This window comes from Enterococcus sp. DIV2453a, assembly GCF_050533535.1.
Taxonomy (GTDB): Bacteria; Bacillota; Bacilli; order Lactobacillales; family Enterococcaceae; genus Enterococcus; species Enterococcus faecalis.
In genome coordinates, this window is record NZ_CP172899.1 from 365,790 (window position 1) to 386,456 (window position 20,667).

The following is a 20,667-nucleotide window of genomic DNA, read 5'->3' on the forward strand; positions in this document are numbered from 1 at the left end:
TACTGGTACTAGAATGAGGGGGTCTTTTTATTTTTTGAGACAGAAGCAGCTAAAGAAAAGATATTCCAAATCCGTAATTGATGGTATACTAAAACGTAACAAATAAAGGAGGAAGACAATTGATTCTTAGCGTCTTAACAGTTATTTATTTTATTAATGCAATTATTGCGGGAATTACCATTTTGTTAAAACCTCGAGATGTAGCAGCAATTTGGGCATGGCTACTCGTACTGATTGCTCTACCCGTTTTTGGTTTTTTCTTATATTTATTCTTTGGTCGCGGTTTAACCGACAAAAAGAAATTTTATTTGCAACAAAGTGATTTGCGGGAATTAGAGAATTTTCAGAATTTCCAAGAAGAAAGTTTTGAACTTTATAGTCAAAAGATGCCGACGGAGGAGCAACAACAGTTTACAGACTTTTTTTCCTCGTTAAATAGGATGCCTCTGACTAAGAAAAATGATGTTGAAATTTTTACGGATGGTACGGAAAAATTCAATGCGTTGATGGCGGACATAAAAAAAGCTCAGCACTCCATTCATATTGAATATTATGCCTTTGTAACGGATCATATCGGCACCAAAATTTTGAACTTATTAGAAGAAAAGGCGGCTGAAGGGGTTGAAGTGCGGTTGCTTTACGATGCCTTTGGCTCAAAGGGCACCAAGGTTCATCATTTGAATGAATTGAAAAAAAACGGCGGTTTTGTCCAAACATTTATTACTTCTCAAAAAGCACTTTTGAAGTTTCGTTTGAATTATCATGATCACCGGAAAATTGTTGTTATTGACGGAAAAGTAGGCTACATTGGCGGCTTTAATGTTGCCGATCAATATGCTGGAACGACTAAAAAGTTTGGCTATTGGCGGGATACGCATTTACGGATTCAAGGGCCAGCAGCCTCATTACTGCAAATGCGTTTTTTAATGGATTGGAACGTCTCTTCCCCCGAGAAAAATCGTGTGGCGTATCAATTGGATTATTTCTTTAAACTTGAAGCATTGGTGCCAGAGGCAAATACATCCATTCAGATGATTGCCAGTGGTCCTAACAGTGACCGTGAACAAATTAAATTGGCCTTTATTAAATTGATTACTTCTGCCAAGAAAAGAGTCTGGATTCAAACGCCGTATTTAGTTCCTGATGATAGTGTCTTGGCTGCTTTAAAGGTTGCTGCGGCTTCAGGAGTAGATGTTAAAATTATGATTCCAGATAAGCCCGACCATCCGTTTATTTATCGAGCAACACAGTATTACGGCCGCTTATTGATGAAAGAAAATATTGAAATTTTAATTTATAACGGTGGTTTCTTACATGCGAAAACAATGATTATGGATGATGAAGTCTGCACAGTTGGTTCAGCCAATCAAGATATCCGAAGTTACAAATTAAACTTTGAAGCAAATGCTGTGTTATATGATAAAAAAATCATTGATCAATTAGAAGCAATTTTCTTAGAAGATCGAAAAAAATGTACAACAATGACTCCAGAAGTTGTTCGCGACATGTCAAAATGGTTGATTTTTAAACAACAAATTTCACGATTATTTTCACCAATTCTTTAAAACTGTTTTTCACAAAATGACGAACTTCTGATCCGAAGTTCGTCATTTTTCTTCGGGAATTTTATAAAAGTATAGAAAATCACAAAAAAAGTCAAAAAAATTTTAAAGAATATTTTTTAATTTTATTCGTTATTTTTTTATCTGTATTTGCTGTTAAAACGAATAAATCTTATTGTTAATTTGTTATTTTATTTTTGTGAAAAAGGGACATCTTTTGTAAAAGTAAAAAAAATTAAGCAAAGAGTGTTGACAAAAAAAACGAAAAGGAATATGCTACATGTACAAGTTAAATACAAAGCAATGACAGAAAAGCAGTAGAGAAATAACCACTGTTACAGAAAGCTAGTGGCGCTGGAAACTAGTACACGTTATTTATCGAATTACATTCTTGAGCTTCTGCCTACAGGGCACGGGTAACAGCGTTATTTGTTAAGAGGTATATAGTATTTTAAATAAATTAAACTATGTATAAATTTGGGTGGTACCACGAGAAATTCGTCCCTAAGTCGTTTTGACGGCTTAGGGATTTTTTGTATTCTTTTTTTGAATACGTGGCAGACCAAAGAAAATTTCGTGAACCCGTGTATACATAGAAATAAACACGGGATATCGTGTAAAAACAAGTGTGTTAATCGTTTATTTCGTTAAATGAACGATTTCCTATAAAGAGATAATTATAAATATGGAGGGTGATAACATGAATATCATTGACGAGCTAGCATGGCGTGATGCAATCAATCAACAAACAAACGAAGAAGGACTAAGAGAACTTACAGAAAATACGAGCATTTCGCTATATTGCGGTGTCGATCCAACTGGAGATAGCATGCATATTGGACATTTAATTCCTTTTATGATGATGAAACGATTCCAATTAGCAGGTCATCACCCATACATTTTAATTGGTGGCGGAACTGGAACAATTGGTGACCCAAGTGGACGAACAACCGAACGTGTCTTACAAACGATGGAAGCTGTGCAACATAATGTGGACAGTCTTTCAAACCAAATGAAAAAATTATTTGGTAAAGATGCTGAGGTAACAATGGTGAACAACTACGATTGGTTATCAGAACTATCTTTATTAGATTTTTTAAGAGATTACGGGAAAAACTTTAATGTCAACACGATGTTGGCAAAAGACATTGTCGCTAGTCGTTTAGAAAGTGGCATTTCCTTTACAGAATTCACATACCAAATTCTTCAATCAATTGACTTTTACACATTGCATAAAAAACATAATATTCAATTGCAAATTGGTGGTGCTGATCAATGGGGCAATATCACTGCAGGATTAGATTTGATTCGTAAAAAAGAAGGACCAGAAGCCAAAGTATTCGGGTTAACTATTCCTTTAATGCTAAAAGCAGATGGTACAAAATTTGGGAAAACAGCGGGTGGCGCTATCTGGTTAGATCCTAAGAAAACCTCACCATTTGAATTCTACCAATTCTGGTTAAACCAAGATGATCGTGATGTCATCAAATACTTGAAATTCTTTACTTTCTTAGATAAAGAAGAAATCGATGCGTTAGCTGAAAAAGTTGAAAAAGAACCAGGTAAACGTGAAGCACAAAGACGCTTAGCTGAAGAAGTGACACGATTTGTTCACGATGATGCAGCATTAGAAGAAGCGCAAAAAATTTCAGAAGCTCTTTTCTCAGGCAATATTAAAGACTTAACGATTGAGGAAATCGAGCAAGGGTTAGAACATGTGCCAACTGTTGAAATTACCAAAGATGCTAAAAACATCGTAGATTGGTTAGTTGACACAGAAATCGAACCATCAAAACGTCAAGCTCGCGAAGATGTGAGCGGAGGAGCTATAAGTATTAACGGTGACCGAGTTACCGATTTAGATTTTGCAGTCGATCCAACACAACATTTCGATGGAAAATTCGTTGTTGTACGGAAAGGGAAGAAAAATTACTTTTTAGCAAAAGTAATGGATTAGAAATTGATAATAATTTCACGAAGAGAAGACGTGTGATTATTTGATCAAAGTTAAAATTCTATTTCTCCTTACAGGTAGTGGTGAAACCGTTAATACACCTAATAAGAGTGGGATTGTACACACAATCCCACTCTTATTTTTTTATATAATGGTTCTGACAAGACACCTTGTGAAAAAATTATAAAATTAAAGAGCTATGATAACCATTGTTATTTTTCTTCTTTACACTTTAGCCGTTTGGGTGTAAGTTGTGAATGCAAAATCTAATTCATTAAAATTTGTAAGGAGGAATTTTCGTATGAAAAACGAAAAATTAGCAAAAGGCGAAATGAACCTTAATGCACTATTCATTGGGGACAAAGCCGAAAACGGACAATTATATAAAGACTTGTTGATCGACTTAGTAGATGAACATTTAGGATGGCGTCAAAACTACATGCCACAAGACATGCCAGTTATCTCTTCTCAAGAACGCACATCTGAAAGCTACGAAAAAACTGTCAACCATATGAAAGATGTATTGAATGAAATCTCTTCTCGCATGCGTACACATTCAGTTCCATGGCATACAGCAGGTAGATATTGGGGACATATGAACTCAGAAACATTAATGCCTTCTCTATTAGCTTACAACTTTGCAATGCTATGGAACGGGAACAACGTTGCCTATGAATCTTCTCCAGCAACTTCTCAAATGGAAGAAGAAGTAGGACATGAATTTGCTCACTTAATGAGCTACAAAAATGGTTGGGGACACATCGTTGCTGATGGTTCTTTAGCTAACTTAGAAGGCTTATGGTATGCCCGTAACATTAAATCATTACCATTTGCTATGAAAGAAGTAAAACCAGAATTAGTTGCTGGCAAATCAGATTGGGAACTATTGAACATGCCAACAAAAGAAATTATGGACTTATTAGAATCAGCTGAAGATGAAATTGATGAAATCAAAGCTCATTCAGCTCGTTCAGGTAAACATTTACAAGCAATCGGTAAATGGTTAGTCCCACAAACTAAACACTATTCTTGGTTAAAAGCTGCTGATATTATCGGTATCGGTTTAGATCAAGTTATCCCAGTACCAGTTGACCATAACTACCGTATGGATATCAACGAATTAGAAAAAATCGTTCGTGGCTTAGCAGAAGAACAAATTCCAGTGCTAGGTGTTGTCGGTGTAGTTGGTTCTACTGAAGAAGGTGCCGTTGACTCAATCGATAAAATTATTGCTTTACGCGATGAATTAATGAAAGACGGTATTTACTATTATGTACACGTGGATGCTGCTTATGGTGGTTATGGACGTGCCATCTTCTTAGACGAAGACAACAACTTCATCCCTTACGAAGATTTACAAGATGTTCATGAAGAATACGGTGTCTTCAAAGAGAAAAAAGAACACATTTCAAGAGAAGTGTATGATGCATATAAAGCAATCGAATTAGCAGAATCAGTAACAATTGACCCTCATAAAATGGGTTATATCCCTTATTCAGCTGGTGGTATCGTTATCCAAGATATCCGTATGCGCGACGTTATTTCTTACTTCGCAACTTACGTATTTGAAAAAGGTGCCGATATTCCTGCATTACTAGGTGCTTATATCCTTGAAGGTTCAAAAGCTGGTGCAACAGCTGCTTCTGTATGGGCTGCACATCACGTTTTACCTTTAAACGTTGCAGGTTATGGTAAATTAATTGGTGCTTCAATTGAAGGATCACATCATTTCTATAACTTCTTGAATGATTTAACATTCAAAGTTGGCGACAAAGAAATCGAAGTCCACACATTAACTCATCCAGACTTCAACATGGTTGACTATGTGTTTAAAGAAAAAGGCAACGATGATTTAGTAGCAATGAACAAATTAAACCATGATGTATATGACTATGCATCATACGTTAAAGGAAATATTTACAACAACGAATTCATTACTTCACATACTGACTTTGCTATTCCAGATTATGGCAACAGCCCATTAAAATTTGTAAACAGCTTAGGATTTAGTGACGAAGAATGGAACCGTGCAGGTAAAGTAACTGTGTTACGTGCTGCTGTAATGACTCCATACATGAACGATAAAGAAGAATTTGATGTTTACGCTCCTAAGATTCAAGCTGCTTTACAAGAAAAATTAGAACAAATTTACGACGTAAAATAATTGAATCTTAAACGGAAAAAAGAAATGGTAACCGAACGAGGGAACGTTGGTCTGGTTGATTTATTCAATAGATAAATCAACCAGACGGCTAACCTCTTAACCAATTCTTTGTCTGGGTAAGAGGCAGTCGAATGACTGTTTTACTCAGCGTATAACAGTCATTCATGCTCCTTATCCAAAATCTTATAAGGAGTGTACAAAATTGGATAAACAACAAGTTAAAAAAATTGAATTAGGTACTTTTATCGGTTTAACAATGGCATTGTGTGCAACTGTACGTAGTATCCCAACACTTGCTGCTGTTGGTTGGACATTAATTTCTTACACAATTTTCGCGGTCTTATTCTTTGCTGGTCCAATCGCATTGATATCTGGTGAATTATCTACGATGCTTCCTCAAGAAGGTGGCCCTCAACTTTGGGTTAAAACTGCCTTAGGTAGCAAATGGGGTTTTGTTGTCGCTTGGTTACTATGGGTGCAAATGTTCCCAGGAATGGTAATGGTTGCTTCTACATTAGGCCCTTTGCTAGGTAATACATTTGGTAATGTTCATTTAGGTGAAAATCATTGGTTCGTATTAGGTTGTATCTTAGTGATTTACTGGATTATTACAATCTTGAACTTGAAATTTGACATGGCGAAAGTTGGCGGAAATATTGGTGTTTGGCTAGGTGTTTACATCCCAGTATTAGTTATGTTTGTTTTAGGTCTTCTTTCAATGATTAAAGTAGGCTTAACACCTGGCGGCTATTTAGGTGCCTTCTCTTGGTCAAAAGTTTTACCAAACTTAGAAAATATGGACACATTTAAATATCTAGCAGGGATTGCGTTTATCTTTGTTGGGATTGAAATGTCTTCTGTTTATATTCCTCGTTTGAAAGATGCAACAAAAAATTATACAAAAGGCGTTTTCATTTCATTAATTGGTTTAGTTTTATTAAACGTTATTAATGCAATGTTTGTTGCTAATATTGTTCCAAATGGCAAAATGGAATTGTCTAACATTACACAACCAATTTTGCTTTATTGTGACGTTTTAGGTTTACCAACAATTATTGGTAATATCTTTAGTTTCATGGTCTTCTTAGGTGTGTTATTACAATTATCTGCTTGGGTTACTGGACCATCAAAAACAATTATTCAAGTTGCTCGTGATGGCTTATTGCCACCAAAATTTGGTTTCCATCGCGAAAATAAATATGGCGTTTCTCGTAACGTTGTGTTAACACAATCTGTAGTTATCTCATTATTCGCTTTACTTTATGGGGTAATGGATGATGTCAACGCTGTATTCTTAACTTTAACAAATGCAACAACAATTATTTATAGTATTGTGTATGTATTGATTGCGATTTCCCTAATTAAATTACGTAAATCTCAACCAGATACACTACGTCCTTACCGAATTGGTAAAAAAGGTAATGGCTTAGCTTATTTAGTGGCAGCAATGTTAATTTTTAGTGTTATCATTGTTATTTTCGCCACATTAGGTACAACAACCGTGACTGATGCAGTCTTAGTTGCATTAATCACTATTGTTATGTTTGTGATTCCGTTAATCATTAATCGCTTTAAAAAAGCAAGTTGGGCAACGGAAGTAAAAGAAGATTTAGGTGAATAAAAAGGCTAGCAATTATTTTGCTGAGTGCCTCTTCACCTGATGACTATAGTAAATTGTCGTTTGGAAACTGAAGCAAGTTCGATTATTGCTTCAGTTTTCGCTTTCCATAAAAGGAGGTTTTCATATGAAATCAACGAAACCCACTGTTTCGTTCGCTGAAAGTTTAGGCATTTTGATTGCCTTGTTAGCGATTCTCGGGTACTTAATTATTGGTCAAAAATTAACCCCTCACATACCGATTCTTTTTGTGTTCATGTTGTTGTTGCTTTATGGCAAATGGAAAGGATTTTCTTGGGATGAGATCCACGAAGGCATTGTGGAAGGGATTAAACCAGGGATCATTCCGATTATTATTTTCTTGTTGATAGGTGTCTTAGTTGCTACTTGGATCTTGTCTGGGACGATTCCAACAATTATGGTCTATGGTTTTAAAATTATCTCAGTGAAGTTCTTCTTACCAACCGTTTTTGTGGTCTGTGCACTAGTTGGTGTGACGGTAGGGAGCTCCTTTACGACTGTTTCAACTATGGGGATTGCCTTTCTAGGTATTGGACATATTCTTGGATTCGACAATGCGATGACAGCTGGCGCAGTTGTTTCAGGTGCCTTTTTAGGGAACAACATTTCACCGTTATCTGATACAACAAACTTAGCTGCTGGAATTGGTGGCGTGAACCTTTTTGAACATATACTAAACATGATGTACACTGTTATTCCGGCGTTTATTATTTCGATTGTCGGCTATATCTTCTTGGGGCATCAATCTGGTTCAGCGGATTTACAATCGGTTGATGCAATGGTCCAAACGTTACATCAAGGATTCTGGATTTCACCGATTACATTGTTGCCAGTAGCGGTTTTATTCTTATTCGCCTGGAAAAAGGTACCGGCTATTCCAACGTTACTAGTCGGCTCTACAGTGGCGGTCATCTTAGCTTTTATAAATGATCATCACCTAAGTTTAGCGAAAGTTTCTACCATTTTAATGAGTGGTTATGTGGCAGATACAGGGGACCAAAGTATTGATACACTTTTATCTCGTGGTGGGATTGAAAGCATGTTAGGTTCTGCTGCGTTGATTATTTTGGCATTAGGTTTGGGCGGCTTGTTGATTAAGTTTAACATCGTGGCTACTTTAATTGATAAAATTAAAGGCTATGTGAATAATCCAGCCAAATTAATCGCTTTAACTGCTTTAAGTTCTGTGGGAATTAACTTACTAGTTGGCGAACAATATTTGTCAATTATTTTACCAGGGGAAACATTTAAATCCTCATTTACTCGTTTAGGTATTGATAAAAAATATTTAACTCGTACTTTGGCAGATGCTGGGGCGGCAGTCAACTCGTTAATTCCTTGGGGAGTTAGTGGTACCTTCATTATGGGAACGTTAAAAGTTGGTGCACTAGAATACTTACCGTATGCCTTTTTCCCATTGCTTTGCCCTATTATCACTGTCATTTTGGGGATATTCTTAAAAAAACAACAAGGGGAAAACAAAAAAGCACCAGGGACTAACGTTGAATTGTGAGTTTTTTCAGATAATTAAACAATTGGTTACGATTGAACCTCAGTGTCTCTGCTGATTGGTTCAATCGTTTTTTCGTCACAGATTTTTTACAATTCTTCATATAATCTTTGAAGCTCCTTAAAGGCAATTTAATTATTCTAAGTTATGATACAAAGGATCAATCAAATAGGTGGATGAACGTGGTGTTAAACTCATAGAGACTAACAGTAGTTTATTCTTGCTCAATGTTGAGGTGTAGGTTCGAATCCTACCGTCCACTTTCTGTTATTTAAACCAACTAGAACGAAACACAAACAAGTGACGGATACACATGATTAAGGTACAATAGGGGTAGGGAAAACAAGGAGGAATTCTTATGAAAAAGATAGGGCTTATTTCTAGTGCTTTTCTTTTAACCCTTGCTTTAGCAGCATGCGGCGGCGGAAAAAGTACAGAAAATACGGATAGTCGTTCCAGTGCTGCGGAAAGTACCACAGTCGAGAGTACAAAAGCATCTGCTACAAAAGAATCAAGTAGCAAAGCAGCAACGAAATCTAGTGATGCGAAACCGTCAGGAACAACGACAGCTGATTCGAAAGCAACAGCTTCTTCTACGAAGGAAGCGGTAAATAATGGCTCAGCAGAAAAACAATCACCCGCGAAAAATGCGAATCCAGATGACCAAGCCAAGCAAGTGCTTAACCAGCTAGCAAACATGTTTCCTGGTCAAGGCTTACCGCAGGCAATTTTAACGAGTCAAACGAATAACTTTTTAACTGCAGCGACAACTTCACAAGCGGATCAAAACAATTTCCGTGTTTTATATTATGCAGAAAAAGAAGCGATTCCAGTGAATGATGCACGTGTTAATCAGTTAACGCCAATTAGTTCTTTTGAGAAAAAAACATATGGCTCTGATGCCGAAGCAAAAAATGCAGTGAACCAAATCATTGACAATGGCGGTCAACCAGTAGATTTAGGTTACAATATCACTGGTTATAAACAAGGGGCGGCAGGTTCTAGTTACTTATCTTGGCAAGAAGGCAATTGGAGTTTAGTCGTACGGGCCTCAAATATCAATGGTGAATCGCCTGATGATTTAGCGAAAAATGTTGTCAACATTTTGGAACAAGAAACGTTGCCAGCACCGAATACCGTTGGTCAAATCACACTGAACGTGGCAGAAACCACTGACTATAATCGAAACTCAGTAGTTTGGCAAGCCGGTACAGTCGTTTACTCTGTCCATCATTTTGACCCAATTCAAGCAGTGAAGATGGCAACATCGATGTAATTAATAAAAAGAAAGCGTGCGACAATGCCCATTGTCGCACGCTTTCTTTTATTATTTTTGTTCTGTATAACCTTGTGACTCCACCAATTCTTGGCTTTTCTTCATGCTAATTCCCTTAGAAGAATCTCCATCAATCTGGATACCATCTACTTTTTTGGCTTTATCATAATCAAGTTTTTCATAATTAATCGTCAATTTTTCGATGGCTTGTTTGTCCTCATAGGTCAGTTTGTAATTAAGCCCTTTGATGTCCTCATATTGTTTAGAAACGGGTTCCAACGCTGTTTTTGCCTCTTCTTTTGTAATCCCCAATTTGTCATAAGAAACAATGTTTTTAGCCGTTTGCGTTAAGACTTTATCTCCTTGGTACGTATAGGTTAAGGTGGAATCAATCCCATCTTGTGGCGAACCTACAAAGGTTTTTGTCTCTATTTTTGAACCGCAACTTGCAAGAAAAAATACCCCAATAAAAATTAAAAATACGCGTAAAAACTTTTTCATTTCTAGATAACCTCCTTTAGCTGTTTATTCTTGAGTGTAACATAACACGGCAAATAATTACTGTTAAGTAGAAAGCTTGTGAGAAGTCCAGCAAATAAAACTAAATAAAAAAACTTGCCTCTTCATTTTTATGAGAAGAGGCAAGTTTTTTTATTTAGTAATATCACTTAAATCTGGTTGTGAGTGAGCCAACCGACTGGCAGCCGCAGCCGCAATTGCGCCCACGATATCATCCAAGAATGTGTGGACATGTTCGCCATCATGCGCATTTAACTCTTTTAAAATGCCTGGTTTTACCTTGTCGATATACCCATAGTTCGTAAAACCGATAGATCCATAAACATTTACAATGGAGAGCGCCATAATTTCATCAATGCCATAAAGCCCTTCATCTTCCGTTAAAATTTCTTGTAACGGTGAAAGTAGCTTGTTTTCTTCCGCCAGAATATCCAGTTGGACACCTGTAATAATCGCGTTGTGTACTTCACGCTTTGTTAACACGGCATCAACACTTTCTAAACAAGTATCTAATGTTAAATTGTCAATATAATCTTTTTGTAAAAATAACACAAGTTCAGCTAAATCATTCATTGTTACGCCACGTTCTTGCAATAAACGACGTGCGCTATTTTCTAACGTATCTCCTTGGATTACCATTTTTTGTCCTCCTAATTTCTGCTTTAGTTGAAGTTCTTCTTTCATGGTACCAAAAAGAACGATAAAGGGGAATTAGAATCTATTTTGGTAGAGAATAATTTAGTTGAAGTATTATTTTTAGTTAAAAATTACTAAGCGTTCGGTTGTAACGATGCCATCACTTGTTTTAATTGTGTCACTGATTTTTGGAAGAGTTCTTTTTCAGCGGCATTCAGATTCAATTCAATAATGTCAGTCACACCTTGATTGCCAACGACTGCAGGAATCCCTGTAAATACATCTTGTTGCCCATATTGCCCATCTAAGTAAGCTGAGACAGGTAAAATAGCTTGTTCATTATTTAAAATGGCTTTAACAATGCGTGCAGTACTCATACCAATCCCATAATAGGTCGCTTGTTTGCGATCGATAATTTCATAAGCTGTATTTTTCACTTTATCAGAAATGATTGGTAAATCGTCACTAGTTAAGCGCTCTGTCGTATCCACAATTTCTAAAATAGGTTTTGTTCCAATCATGGTATGAGACCAGACAGCCACTTCAGAATCCCCGTGTTCGCCAATAATATAGCCGTGAACATTGCGTGGATCAATCGCTAAACGTTGAGACAGTTCTTTGCGGAAACGAGTTGTGTCCAAAGTTGTACCAGTTCCAATTACTCTTGAAACAGGTAAACCAGAAGCTTGCCAAGCCACATAAGTCAGTACATCGACAGGATTTGAGGCAATCACTAAAATTCCATCAAAACCAGATTTCATGATATTGTTAACAATTGTTTTCATAATTTCTGCATTGATTGAAACCAAATCTAGACGACTTTGCCCAGGTTTTTGATTAGCGCCAGCTGTAATCACGACGATATCGGCATCTTGGCAGTCTTGATAGTCGCCAGCCCAGACGTTTACATTTTCTTGACCCCAAGACACACCATCTAATAAGTCAATTGCTTCGCCTTCAGATTTGGCTTTGTCAATATCAACTAAGATTAATTCATTCGCAATCCCTTGGTTGATCATGGAATAGGCAATACTTGTGCCAACAAAACCAGTACCAATAATTGCGACTTTTTTGTTAAATACTTTCATCGTTCATCTCTTCTTTCTGTAATATTTCTTTCTTAGTGAATTATATCACGAACTTTTTAGGTGTGGTTATACCAATCTGTAATAGTCTTTATTAACAATTTAAATAAGGGAAGCGTGCTTTTTTTGTTATGATAAGAGTAGGAAAATAGAGGAGATAAGGAGGCAAAATGACAACGACAACAGTGTATTATGCAAGCAATAATGAAAAACAGCCGAACCGTTTTCAACTAGTTATCGGTAGCTGTAGCTATGAACTTCCAAAAATAGAAATCTACGAAATCCTGGAATGTGTCGCTTCAGCATATGGCTATCAAAAAGAACCATTCATTGAAGAACAAACAGAATGTTTTGTTAAAGGCAACCGTTGTATACATGTTTCCCAACAAGCGACGACGTTGACTTTTGTTGTGAATGATCTGCGTTTAGTAATGGAAAAACAATGCCGGAATCACGAAGAAGTCTTTCAAGAAGTTAATCATATTTTATTGAATATTTTTGAGGAGACCCCTTGTGTTTTTCTCGAAAAGTAGGAAAGAAGGATTAAGATGAAACAGGTGAAAATAACAACTACCTCAGACTTGATTAATGGCGGCTGCAATGCCTGTCCGAATGTGAAGTGTACGAATTATCTTGTTCATGTAGAAGATGAAACAATTGCGTTAGAAACGCTAACGGTTGCAGATTTAGTAACTTTATTAGCACTCAAAGAAGGGTTTCGTCAAAAATTAGTTATGGAAATGTTCGAAGAATATACGATGTTTGAAAGGGAAACTCATCAAGTTGTATTTAAGGAAGAGGAAACGAGAATTCTTTTTCAATCAAAAAAACAGACCATTCAAAGCACTCTTTTGTGTAAAGAGCCACAACAAGTGTTCCAAGAAACCCAGCAAATTTTACACCAACTATTTGAGTTAGAACCTTTTGAATTTGAATTGGTAGAGGAAACTGATAAATAAAAAACAGGAAAACGATTTAGCGAAAGCTAAGTCGTTCTCCTGTTTTTTAGGCTTGTCGTTCACGAATTTTTTCAACGATTCGGTTATAAACTTCAGAGAAGGAAGTATTGGCATGGTGATCGGTCTGGACAATGAAAATTTTTCGAGAAGCAAAGGACTGATCAATTGGTTGACAAGGGATCTCATCGGAAATAGATAATCGAGAAACAATTGATTGCCCAATGTTATTTTTTAGCAATTGTAACAGGACTTCGTTGTTGTTTAATTCGATAATTGGTAAGTTGATGCTGTGTTCGTTGAGATAAAGCTCATTGAAAAAACGTAAGCCAGAGTTCTTTTCTCTTAAGAGCCAAAATTTTGAAGCGGCATCTCCTGCTAGAACTAGTTGGTCTTCATAAACAATTTCTTTGTGTAGATTTTTGGTTTCAATGGGTTTTTCAATTAGCCCAATGTGGGCATGATTATTTTGAACCATATCCACGACTTCGTTTGAATTCATCAGTTGAATCGAAAAGTTGATGAGTGGAAAAGCGGTAACCAAACTCTCCATAATATCTGGCAATAAATAAATAGCAACTGTATTTGAAGAGGCTATAATGCAGTCTTCTTTAAAATTCTCTTTTTCTGCAGCTTGCGCAAAAGAAGTAGTTAAGCTTTCAATAATCGAGAGCATTTTTGGATATAAAAAATCAGCTTCTTTGGTAGGAATAACCGATTGTTTTCCATTACGATAGAACAGCTTGATCGAAAAGTGTTGCTCTAATTTCTTGATTTGCAAAGAAACAGTTGGCTGAGAAATATACAATTGTTTGGCCGCCGCACTAAAATTTTTGGTTTCATACACAGCAATAAATGTTTTGATCCATTCGAACATAAAATCGCCTCTTTCTATTTACTATCTTAATAGTTGGTATTGCAAATATTTATTTTACAAATATAAATATTTCATTTAGTATAATAACATACTTTTGATTAATATCAATAATAATAAATAAAGACGGAGTGTGACTACATAATGGTAGAAAGTGCGAAAAAATTCTTGCGGAAAGTCCCGATTCCCATTTGCGGACTAATTTTAGGGATGGTTTCTTTGGGGAATTTACTTTATTCCTTGGGATATGCAACAATTGGGACCATTTATTGTGTACTTGGCAGTCTCTTAATGATTTTAGTTATTTTAAAAATTATTTTTACAATGAAACATGCATTAAGCACCTTAGATGATCCAATTATTGCTTCGGTATCACCAACATTTACAATGGCTTTAATGGTTATCTGTGTTTTCTTAGATCGGATATTTACCAATGCTGCTTGGATTAATGTGTTGTGGATTGGCGCAGTGATTTTACATTTTATTTTAATGATTTATTTTGTAGCGGTGCATATTTTTCCAACAAAAATCGAACTGGAACATATTTATCCAAGCTGGTTTATTACGTTTGTCGGCATTGGCGTTATTCCTAATACTTCTCAATTGTTTATCAATGAGTTGGGAAAAATTGTTTTTTGGGTAGCGTTGTTCTTTTATTTACTCTTGTTACCAATTTTAATCAAGAGAATTACGAAGTCGAAAGAAATGCCTGAATCGACCATTCCTTTATTGACGATTATGACAGCGCCAGGTTCGTTATGTTTAGCTGGCTATATTTCAATGGGTGGTCATTTGTATATGCCATTAGTTGTTTTCTTGCTAATTTTATCTCAATGTATTTATGGGATTGTAGTTGTGAATCTATATAAAATTATGCAAGTGACATTCTATCCAAGTTATGCTGCCTTTACATTCCCATTAGTGATTTCTGCGACAGCATTAGTCAAAGTTAAACCTTTATTTGCAGAAAAGGTAGGCCTAACGAGTCTGCTAAATATTTTGTCTACTTTTGAACTTTTATTAGCTGTGGCTATTGTAAGTTATGTGTTCATTCGATATTGCATTTTTTTATTCCAAAGAGAAAATAACACGAAAAAAGTGGAATTAAATTAAAAAAGAGAGGAAGCAAAGAGGTGAAGAAACTATTAATTACTGGAGGAGCTGGCTTTATTGGTTCTAATTTGGCTAATTTTTATAGTCAACAGTATCAAGTTTTTGTGATTGATGATTTGTCCATGGGGCGAGTGTCAAATTTGCAACAAACTGAGCAGTTGGTTTTTATTAAAGGAAGTGTGACGGATCAGCAATTATTGGACGAAGTACTTTCAAAGCATTCGTTTGAGTATATCTTTCATCTTGCGGCCGTGGCAAGCGTGGCAAGTTCTGTGGCACAGCCTCTAGAGACCCACGAGGTCAATTTTTTAAGTGTATTGAAAATATTGGAATCAATAAAAAAATATCAAAAAGAGCTCAAACGTTTTGTTTTTGCTTCGTCGGCAGCCGTTTACGGTGCAGAGCCAACGTTGCCTAAAAGAGAAACTTCGGTGATTTGCCCTTTGAGTCCCTATGCTATTGATAAGTTTGCTGCTGAACGTTATGTTCTCAATGAATACCATTTACACGGGGTACCCACGAGCGCAGTTCGCTTCTTTAACGTCTATGGTCCCAATCAAAATCCTTCTTCACCCTATTCTGGTGTCCTGTCCATTTTGATGGATCGTTATATCCAGTTAGAACAAGGGCAAGCGAGCCAATTTCAAATATTTGGAGATGGTCAGCAAACACGTGACTTTATCTACATTGAGGATGTCCTAACTGCATTAGATTTAGTAGCAACCAAAAGTGAAGCGTTGGGACACGTTTATAATGTGGGTACCGAAGTTGCCATTTCCCTTAATCAATTAATTGAAGAAATGAACCAATTAGTGGGACTTTCTTTGCCAGTTTCTTATCAAAAGGAACGAGATGGCGATATAAAATATTCTCTTTCAGATAGTTCTGCTTTGAAAGGCTTAGGTTTTTCACCCGTTTATTCAATTCAAGAAGGACTTCAAAAATATCTTAAGTTTACCCATAATACCCAAAATAGATAAAAAAAGAGCCTGGGACAAAAATCACTTTGGATTTTTGTCCCAGGCTTAAAAATTGATAAACGGCGGGAACAGAAGCAACTCCTTCGGAAATAAGCCGAAATTCTCCAAAAATTATAGAACAATTTTCGGAAATTCCTTCTTATTTCTCGGAGTTAAACACTTCTGTCCCGACCTCTTTTTTGTGCAAATGTTTCGCCCCAATGGCAAAGTGAAGAGAGGGCATCGTAAAGAGCATATCCTTCCGGAGTGAGCGTATATTCCACACGCGGGGGTAGTTCGTTAAAGGATTCTCGATGGACTAGGCCATCTTTTTCCATTTCTCTCAAGCGATCTGTCAGGACGCGCTGAGTGATTCCGTCGAGCGCACGCATCAATTCACCGTTGCGCTTGGTTCCTTGGAATAATTCATCCATTAATGATAATTTCCATTTGCCGTTAATGGTGGAAAGGGCTAAGTTGATACTGGTTTGTTTATCAGTGGTCATAGTTTCTCCTTGTGACACGTAATGGTTACTTTTTTCTTCCTAGGTGAATAAAAAGTGCGTACTTTTTTTCTCCATCATAGTGAGTAATAATAACTATGTCAAGTAAGGCAAGAGGAAGGAAGAAGAAATATGATGTATCAAGATGTTGTTCGCAGCCGCCGCTCAGTTCGGGATTTTATGCCAGATGTTGAGATTCCTAAAGAGGAATTAATGGCCATAATTGAGGAAGCGATGTTCGCGCCAAATAGTACCAATTTAAATTCATGGCGTTTTTTAATTGTCACAGAAAAAGAACAAAAAGAGGCCCTTTACGAAGTTTCGATGCAACAACCAGCAGTTAAAGGGGCAGCGGCGGTGATTATTTTATTAGGTGATTTGACTGCTTATACAGTGGCCAATGCAGATGAAATCAGTGCTAAAGCTGTCGCACAAGGAACGATGACGGAAGAAATTCGTCAAGGAATTAATGAAAATGTTTCTTGGTACTATGATGTTAGCGAAGAACAAAAAAGAGAGTGGCTAATGTTAGACCAAGGCTTAGTTGCGATGCAGCTGATGCTTTCTGCAAAAGATCGAGGCTATGATACTGTGGCGATGTCTGGTTTTGAAACAGAAGCTGTTCGCAAGTTATTTAATATTGAGGATCATTTAGTGAACGGACTGATTATTCCGATTGGCAAAGCTCAAACACCCGGCTTTGAAACAGTCCGACGAGATGTTTCAGAAGTAGTAACTTGGTTAGACTAAAAAGCTAAACAGTTCTGTAATTGCTGTTTATTAGATTTTGAGCGTGGAACAAACATCCAAAGTGATTGTTGTCCCACGTTCGTTTTTTTGTTGATCATCCGCTTTTGAGAATGGCCAGAGAAGACGTTTAGTGAACCAATTTTGAAAGAAAGTGATACACTAGAAGAAAAAGAAGTGGGGCGACCTTATGCGTTATGTCATAATGCAGTCACGAGATATTCGTGAAAATTTAGCAACGGAAGATTATCTATTAAACACTCTCTCTTTTGAAGAGCCCTTAGTATTGTTTTATATTCAGGAACCCTGTGTTATTTTAGGCCGAAATCAAAATGCTTATGAAGAAATTGACTTAGCTTATGCTAGAGAGAAGGGAATCGTTATTACTCGCCGTTTATCGGGCGGTGGTGCTGTTTATGATGATCTCGGGAATGTCAGCTTTAGTTTTGTTGTTCAGGAAGGACATCAAGCTTTTGGGGATTTTAAAGCGTTCACTAAACCAATTATTGAAGCATTACATAAAATGGGCGCAACGGGGGCCGAGATTAGCGGTCGCAATGATTTATTAATTGATGGGAAAAAATTTTCTGGCAATGCCATGTATACAAAAAAGGGGAAGATGTATACTCATGGTACCTTGATGTATGATGTTGATTTGGCAGAAGTTCAACGTGTCTTAACTGTTTCTAAGAAAAAAATTGAATCAAAAGGGACAAAATCTGTTCGGGGACGCGTAACCAATTTACGGCCGTACTTAGACGAAAAATATCAACAATTAACCATTGAGGAATTTCGCAATCGTTTACTGATGGAGCTCTTTGATGTCGAATCTCTAACTGAAATCGCGGAGAAAGAATATGCCCTAACCAAAGCAGATCAGCAGGAAATTAGGAAATTGGTCGCTGAAGTGTATGGCAATGAAGCTTGGGTTTTTGGTGAAGCGCCTAAATTTACGATCAAAAAAGAAGAAAAGTTTAAAGGCGGCATTGTGGATGCACGTTTGACTGTTGAAAAAGGTAAAATAATTGAGTTAACGATTTATGGTGATTACTTTGCCAAAAAAGAAACAGCGGAAATCGTTGCGGCTTTATTAGGTGTGGACTATCAGTATTCATCAATTTGGCAAGCATTAGCAGCGTTTAACTTTGAAGACTACTTTGTAAATATCACCAAAGAAGAATTTGTTCATTTATTGGTGGATTAATAAACGTGCTGGGACAAAAGTTAAAGAATCTTTTGTCCCAGCACGTTTATTTAATGATAGTTGGCTCTTGCTAGAAAAATTTCCCATGAACGTCCCAATTGCCAGTATCTTTGGCTTTTTTCAATGTTTGCATTCGACGAAAGCCAACAGGATGATCGGATAAGAAGTTACTCAATTTAAGCCAGATGGTATCATCATGTAAATCAATACTGTGAAAGTATTCTTCTAAATCCACACGACTGCCCATGTATTTTCCTGAAAATAAATAAATCATGCTTAAAGCACCTTCTTCGGCGTAGTATAAACCTGCGCGATCAGCGGTATATTCTTGCGTTCTTGTAAAACTTTTATCTAACGCAACTGGTTTCAAAATAATGGATAACATTAGCCGCCATAAATTAGTGTGTCCACATTTATGGTGTCCTAGCTCGTGTGCCAAAATAAAGCGAATCAGCGAAAAATCGCCTGTATTGTACGCGATATCCAACAAATCACTGTGAATGACAACATAGCGTCTGTGTAAAGAGCATTTTGCCGCAAAAGCGTTTAAGACACCATTCCCGTTGATTAAATAAAGACGTGGCATCCTTAATTTTTTAGTGCCAAAGCCCATTTCTTTTGCCAAATCAATATACAAGGAATAAATTTCTGGTAACTGATTTTCTGTAATTTCCACTCCGTTAGAAGCAGTGTCCATGTACATATAACGAATGGTAAAAAAAGCAATGACTGGCGCAATTGGCGCAATTAAGACAATTAATAACCAGTCAGGAATCGGCAAATCACTCAATATTAATAAGGCAACTAACCCCAATGCGAAAAACAATAAAACAAAACCAATGATAATCATTGGTACTTCAAAACGATAACGTAACTTAGCAACAGAAATTTCTTTCTTTTTTTCCTGCGGTTGACACATAAACATTCCTCCCCAAACATTTCCCAAACACTTTTTCAAATAAAATGACTTATCTGTTACTTCTAATATACCATTGGTTAATCGATAATGACAATGGTAGGAACTTGAATAAAGGTAATTATATCAAGTGATTAATGAAAGGGACTCGTTGTACGCGGGGAATTGGTCTATCTTGATTAAATAAAATTTTAATAATCTAACTGTTTTAGACGTAATAAAGTAGTTTCTGGAGTTAATTTTTTAATAACATACAAACGCAAAATCGCATGTTCAATTTTTTGTTCTTCTGGCGATAGCTCCGAATTTATATAGGATAACTTCTCGATTAAATAGGTTAAAAATGAGCCAGCACCTTGGCTGCCCACTAAAAAGCCAATTTCTTCCGTTTCGGTTAATTGTTGTTTTTTTAAGTGGTAAATTTCTTGTGCAAGTGCCCTCGAGGCTGAGACAAAAGTGTTTAGCTCCAAGAAATAAGAAGAAATTTTTGAAAGTTGCTTTTTGACTTTCGAGGAATTTCAGCTTATTTCCGAAGGAGCTACTTTTGTTCAGCTGATTATCTTAAAAGTTATAAAAGAGTTTGCTTGTTCAAATTCGTTAGTAAGTCGCTTTTTGTTGCTACTGTAACAGTTTCCATTGCACTCATCCTTTGCTTTTATATGATACATCTAGTATAACATGGTCTCACTTTTTTTTATTTTTCCTCTTGCTCTGGTACGCGTTTCATAAGGTAAGCTATGTGTATCAAAATATTGGAGGGCATGAAAATGAATGTTATAGTGGAGATAAGCGATAGACTTGGTATGGATTACTATTTTGTCTCGGTGACTACGACGGCCAAAAGTCTGCAGTTAAATAGTCCCAAAAAATACTATAAGATTTGGCATCAAGAAATTCCGTACCATCAGATAACGGAGTGGCACTTGACACAGCAGGAGGATATTCAGGAAATTTCTTTTGCTTGGCAGGAGACCTTTTATCGTTTTGTTGATTACGGAACAGGGATTGTGCCTTATTTAACTCAATTTTGTAAAGTAATGAGGTGAAAGT

At 36.5% G+C, this 20,667-nt stretch carries 20 protein-coding genes and 1 other annotated feature; of the genes, 13 read left to right on the forward strand and 7 right to left on the reverse strand.

Features of this window, described 5'->3' with window-relative positions; genetic code table 11:
- Positions 1-119: 119 nt before the first annotated feature.
- From cls to IGK03_RS01880, 6 genes are all read left to right on the forward strand, one after another.
- Positions 120-1,565, forward strand: a complete 1,446-nt coding sequence (gene cls, locus IGK03_RS01855) for a cardiolipin synthase (protein ID WP_002361214.1) — start codon at positions 120-122, stop codon at positions 1,563-1,565.
- Between the two features lie 291 nt (positions 1,566-1,856).
- Positions 1,857-2,071, forward strand: a binding site (T-box leader).
- A gap of 191 nt (positions 2,072-2,262) precedes the next feature.
- On the forward strand, positions 2,263-3,519 hold the full coding sequence (gene tyrS, locus IGK03_RS01860; RefSeq protein ID WP_002355444.1) for a tyrosine--tRNA ligase: 1,257 nt from the start codon (positions 2,263-2,265) through the stop codon (positions 3,517-3,519).
- Positions 3,520-3,817: 298 nt separating this feature from the next.
- A complete protein-coding gene (gene tdc, locus IGK03_RS01865) occupies positions 3,818-5,680 on the forward strand; it encodes a tyrosine decarboxylase (RefSeq protein WP_002355450.1) in 1,863 nt (620 codons plus the stop codon).
- A gap of 202 nt (positions 5,681-5,882) precedes the next feature.
- Positions 5,883-7,301, forward strand: coding sequence for a tyrosine-tyramine antiporter (tyrP, locus tag IGK03_RS01870; protein WP_002355453.1), 1,419 nt, complete (start codon positions 5,883-5,885; stop codon positions 7,299-7,301).
- Positions 7,302-7,425: 124 nt separating this feature from the next.
- Positions 7,426-8,832 carry a Na+/H+ antiporter NhaC gene (gene nhaC, locus IGK03_RS01875; protein WP_002363118.1) on the forward strand — a complete coding sequence of 469 codons (1,407 nt, stop codon included), beginning with the start codon at positions 7,426-7,428 and terminating at the stop codon, positions 8,830-8,832.
- A gap of 355 nt (positions 8,833-9,187) precedes the next feature.
- Positions 9,188-10,105: a hypothetical protein gene (locus tag IGK03_RS01880; RefSeq protein WP_088294347.1), complete on the forward strand. Its 918-nt coding sequence runs from the start codon at positions 9,188-9,190 to the stop codon at positions 10,103-10,105.
- Between the two features lie 51 nt (positions 10,106-10,156).
- On the opposite strand, the gene IGK03_RS01885 is transcribed toward IGK03_RS01880, so the two are convergent.
- The 3 genes from IGK03_RS01885 to IGK03_RS01895 all read right to left on the reverse strand — a co-directional run bounded on the left by IGK03_RS01885 (position 10,157) and on the right by IGK03_RS01895 (position 12,348).
- Positions 10,157-10,606 (reverse strand): YehR family lipoprotein, encoded by a 450-nt coding sequence (locus tag IGK03_RS01885; RefSeq protein WP_002382937.1) that lies wholly within the window; start codon positions 10,604-10,606, stop codon positions 10,157-10,159.
- A 150-nt stretch (positions 10,607-10,756) separates the two neighbouring features.
- A complete protein-coding gene (locus tag IGK03_RS01890) occupies positions 10,757-11,263 on the reverse strand; it encodes a phosphatidylglycerophosphatase A family protein (protein ID WP_002355457.1) in 507 nt (168 codons plus the stop codon).
- A 131-nt stretch (positions 11,264-11,394) separates the two neighbouring features.
- Positions 11,395-12,348 (reverse strand): L-lactate dehydrogenase, encoded by a 954-nt coding sequence (locus IGK03_RS01895; protein ID WP_002358635.1) that lies wholly within the window; start codon positions 12,346-12,348, stop codon positions 11,395-11,397.
- Positions 12,349-12,515: 167 nt separating this feature from the next.
- Here IGK03_RS01895 and IGK03_RS01900 point away from each other — a divergent pair, with 167 nt between their 5' ends.
- Together IGK03_RS01900 and IGK03_RS01905 are read left to right on the forward strand one after the other, a co-directional pair.
- The gene (locus IGK03_RS01900; protein WP_002363122.1) at positions 12,516-12,878 is read left to right on the forward strand and encodes a DUF4809 family protein; all 363 of its coding nucleotides are present in this window, start codon (positions 12,516-12,518) and stop codon (positions 12,876-12,878) included.
- 15 nt (positions 12,879-12,893) lie between these two features.
- Complete coding sequence (locus IGK03_RS01905) at positions 12,894-13,304, forward strand: DUF4809 family protein (RefSeq protein ID WP_002367972.1); 411 nt, start codon at positions 12,894-12,896, stop codon at positions 13,302-13,304.
- A gap of 46 nt (positions 13,305-13,350) precedes the next feature.
- Here IGK03_RS01905 and IGK03_RS01910 read toward each other — a convergent pair whose 3' ends face one another.
- Positions 13,351-14,178: a LysR family transcriptional regulator gene (locus IGK03_RS01910; RefSeq protein WP_010713921.1), complete on the reverse strand. Its 828-nt coding sequence runs from the start codon at positions 14,176-14,178 to the stop codon at positions 13,351-13,353.
- 141 nt (positions 14,179-14,319) lie between these two features.
- Here IGK03_RS01910 and IGK03_RS01915 point away from each other — a divergent pair, with 141 nt between their 5' ends.
- On the forward strand, positions 14,320-15,288 hold the full coding sequence (locus tag IGK03_RS01915; protein WP_002355462.1) for a TDT family transporter: 969 nt from the start codon (positions 14,320-14,322) through the stop codon (positions 15,286-15,288).
- A 20-nt stretch (positions 15,289-15,308) separates the two neighbouring features.
- Positions 15,309-16,268: a GDP-mannose 4,6-dehydratase gene (locus IGK03_RS01920; protein WP_033624811.1), complete on the forward strand. Its 960-nt coding sequence runs from the start codon at positions 15,309-15,311 to the stop codon at positions 16,266-16,268.
- Between the two features lie 152 nt (positions 16,269-16,420).
- Here the strand turns inward: IGK03_RS01920 and IGK03_RS01925 are convergent, their stop codons facing one another.
- Complete coding sequence (locus IGK03_RS01925; RefSeq protein WP_002409129.1) at positions 16,421-16,771, reverse strand: winged helix-turn-helix transcriptional regulator; 351 nt, start codon at positions 16,769-16,771, stop codon at positions 16,421-16,423.
- A 111-nt stretch (positions 16,772-16,882) separates the two neighbouring features.
- Here IGK03_RS01925 and IGK03_RS01930 point away from each other — a divergent pair, with 111 nt between their 5' ends.
- Positions 16,883-17,500: a nitroreductase family protein gene (locus tag IGK03_RS01930; RefSeq protein ID WP_002355466.1), complete on the forward strand. Its 618-nt coding sequence runs from the start codon at positions 16,883-16,885 to the stop codon at positions 17,498-17,500.
- A gap of 187 nt (positions 17,501-17,687) precedes the next feature.
- Positions 17,688-18,701 (forward strand): lipoate--protein ligase, encoded by a 1,014-nt coding sequence (locus tag IGK03_RS01935; protein WP_202334752.1) that lies wholly within the window; start codon positions 17,688-17,690, stop codon positions 18,699-18,701.
- Between the two features lie 70 nt (positions 18,702-18,771).
- Here IGK03_RS01935 and IGK03_RS01940 read toward each other — a convergent pair whose 3' ends face one another.
- Positions 18,772-19,626: a M48 family metallopeptidase gene (locus IGK03_RS01940; RefSeq protein ID WP_002382951.1), complete on the reverse strand. Its 855-nt coding sequence runs from the start codon at positions 19,624-19,626 to the stop codon at positions 18,772-18,774.
- A gap of 182 nt (positions 19,627-19,808) precedes the next feature.
- Positions 19,809-20,087, reverse strand: coding sequence for a hypothetical protein (locus IGK03_RS01945; protein WP_002409133.1), 279 nt, complete (start codon positions 20,085-20,087; stop codon positions 19,809-19,811).
- A 291-nt stretch (positions 20,088-20,378) separates the two neighbouring features.
- Between IGK03_RS01945 and IGK03_RS01950 the strand changes: the two genes are divergently transcribed.
- Positions 20,379-20,663, forward strand: a complete 285-nt coding sequence (locus IGK03_RS01950) for a hypothetical protein (protein WP_002366136.1) — start codon at positions 20,379-20,381, stop codon at positions 20,661-20,663.
- Positions 20,664-20,667 lie beyond the last annotated feature (4 nt).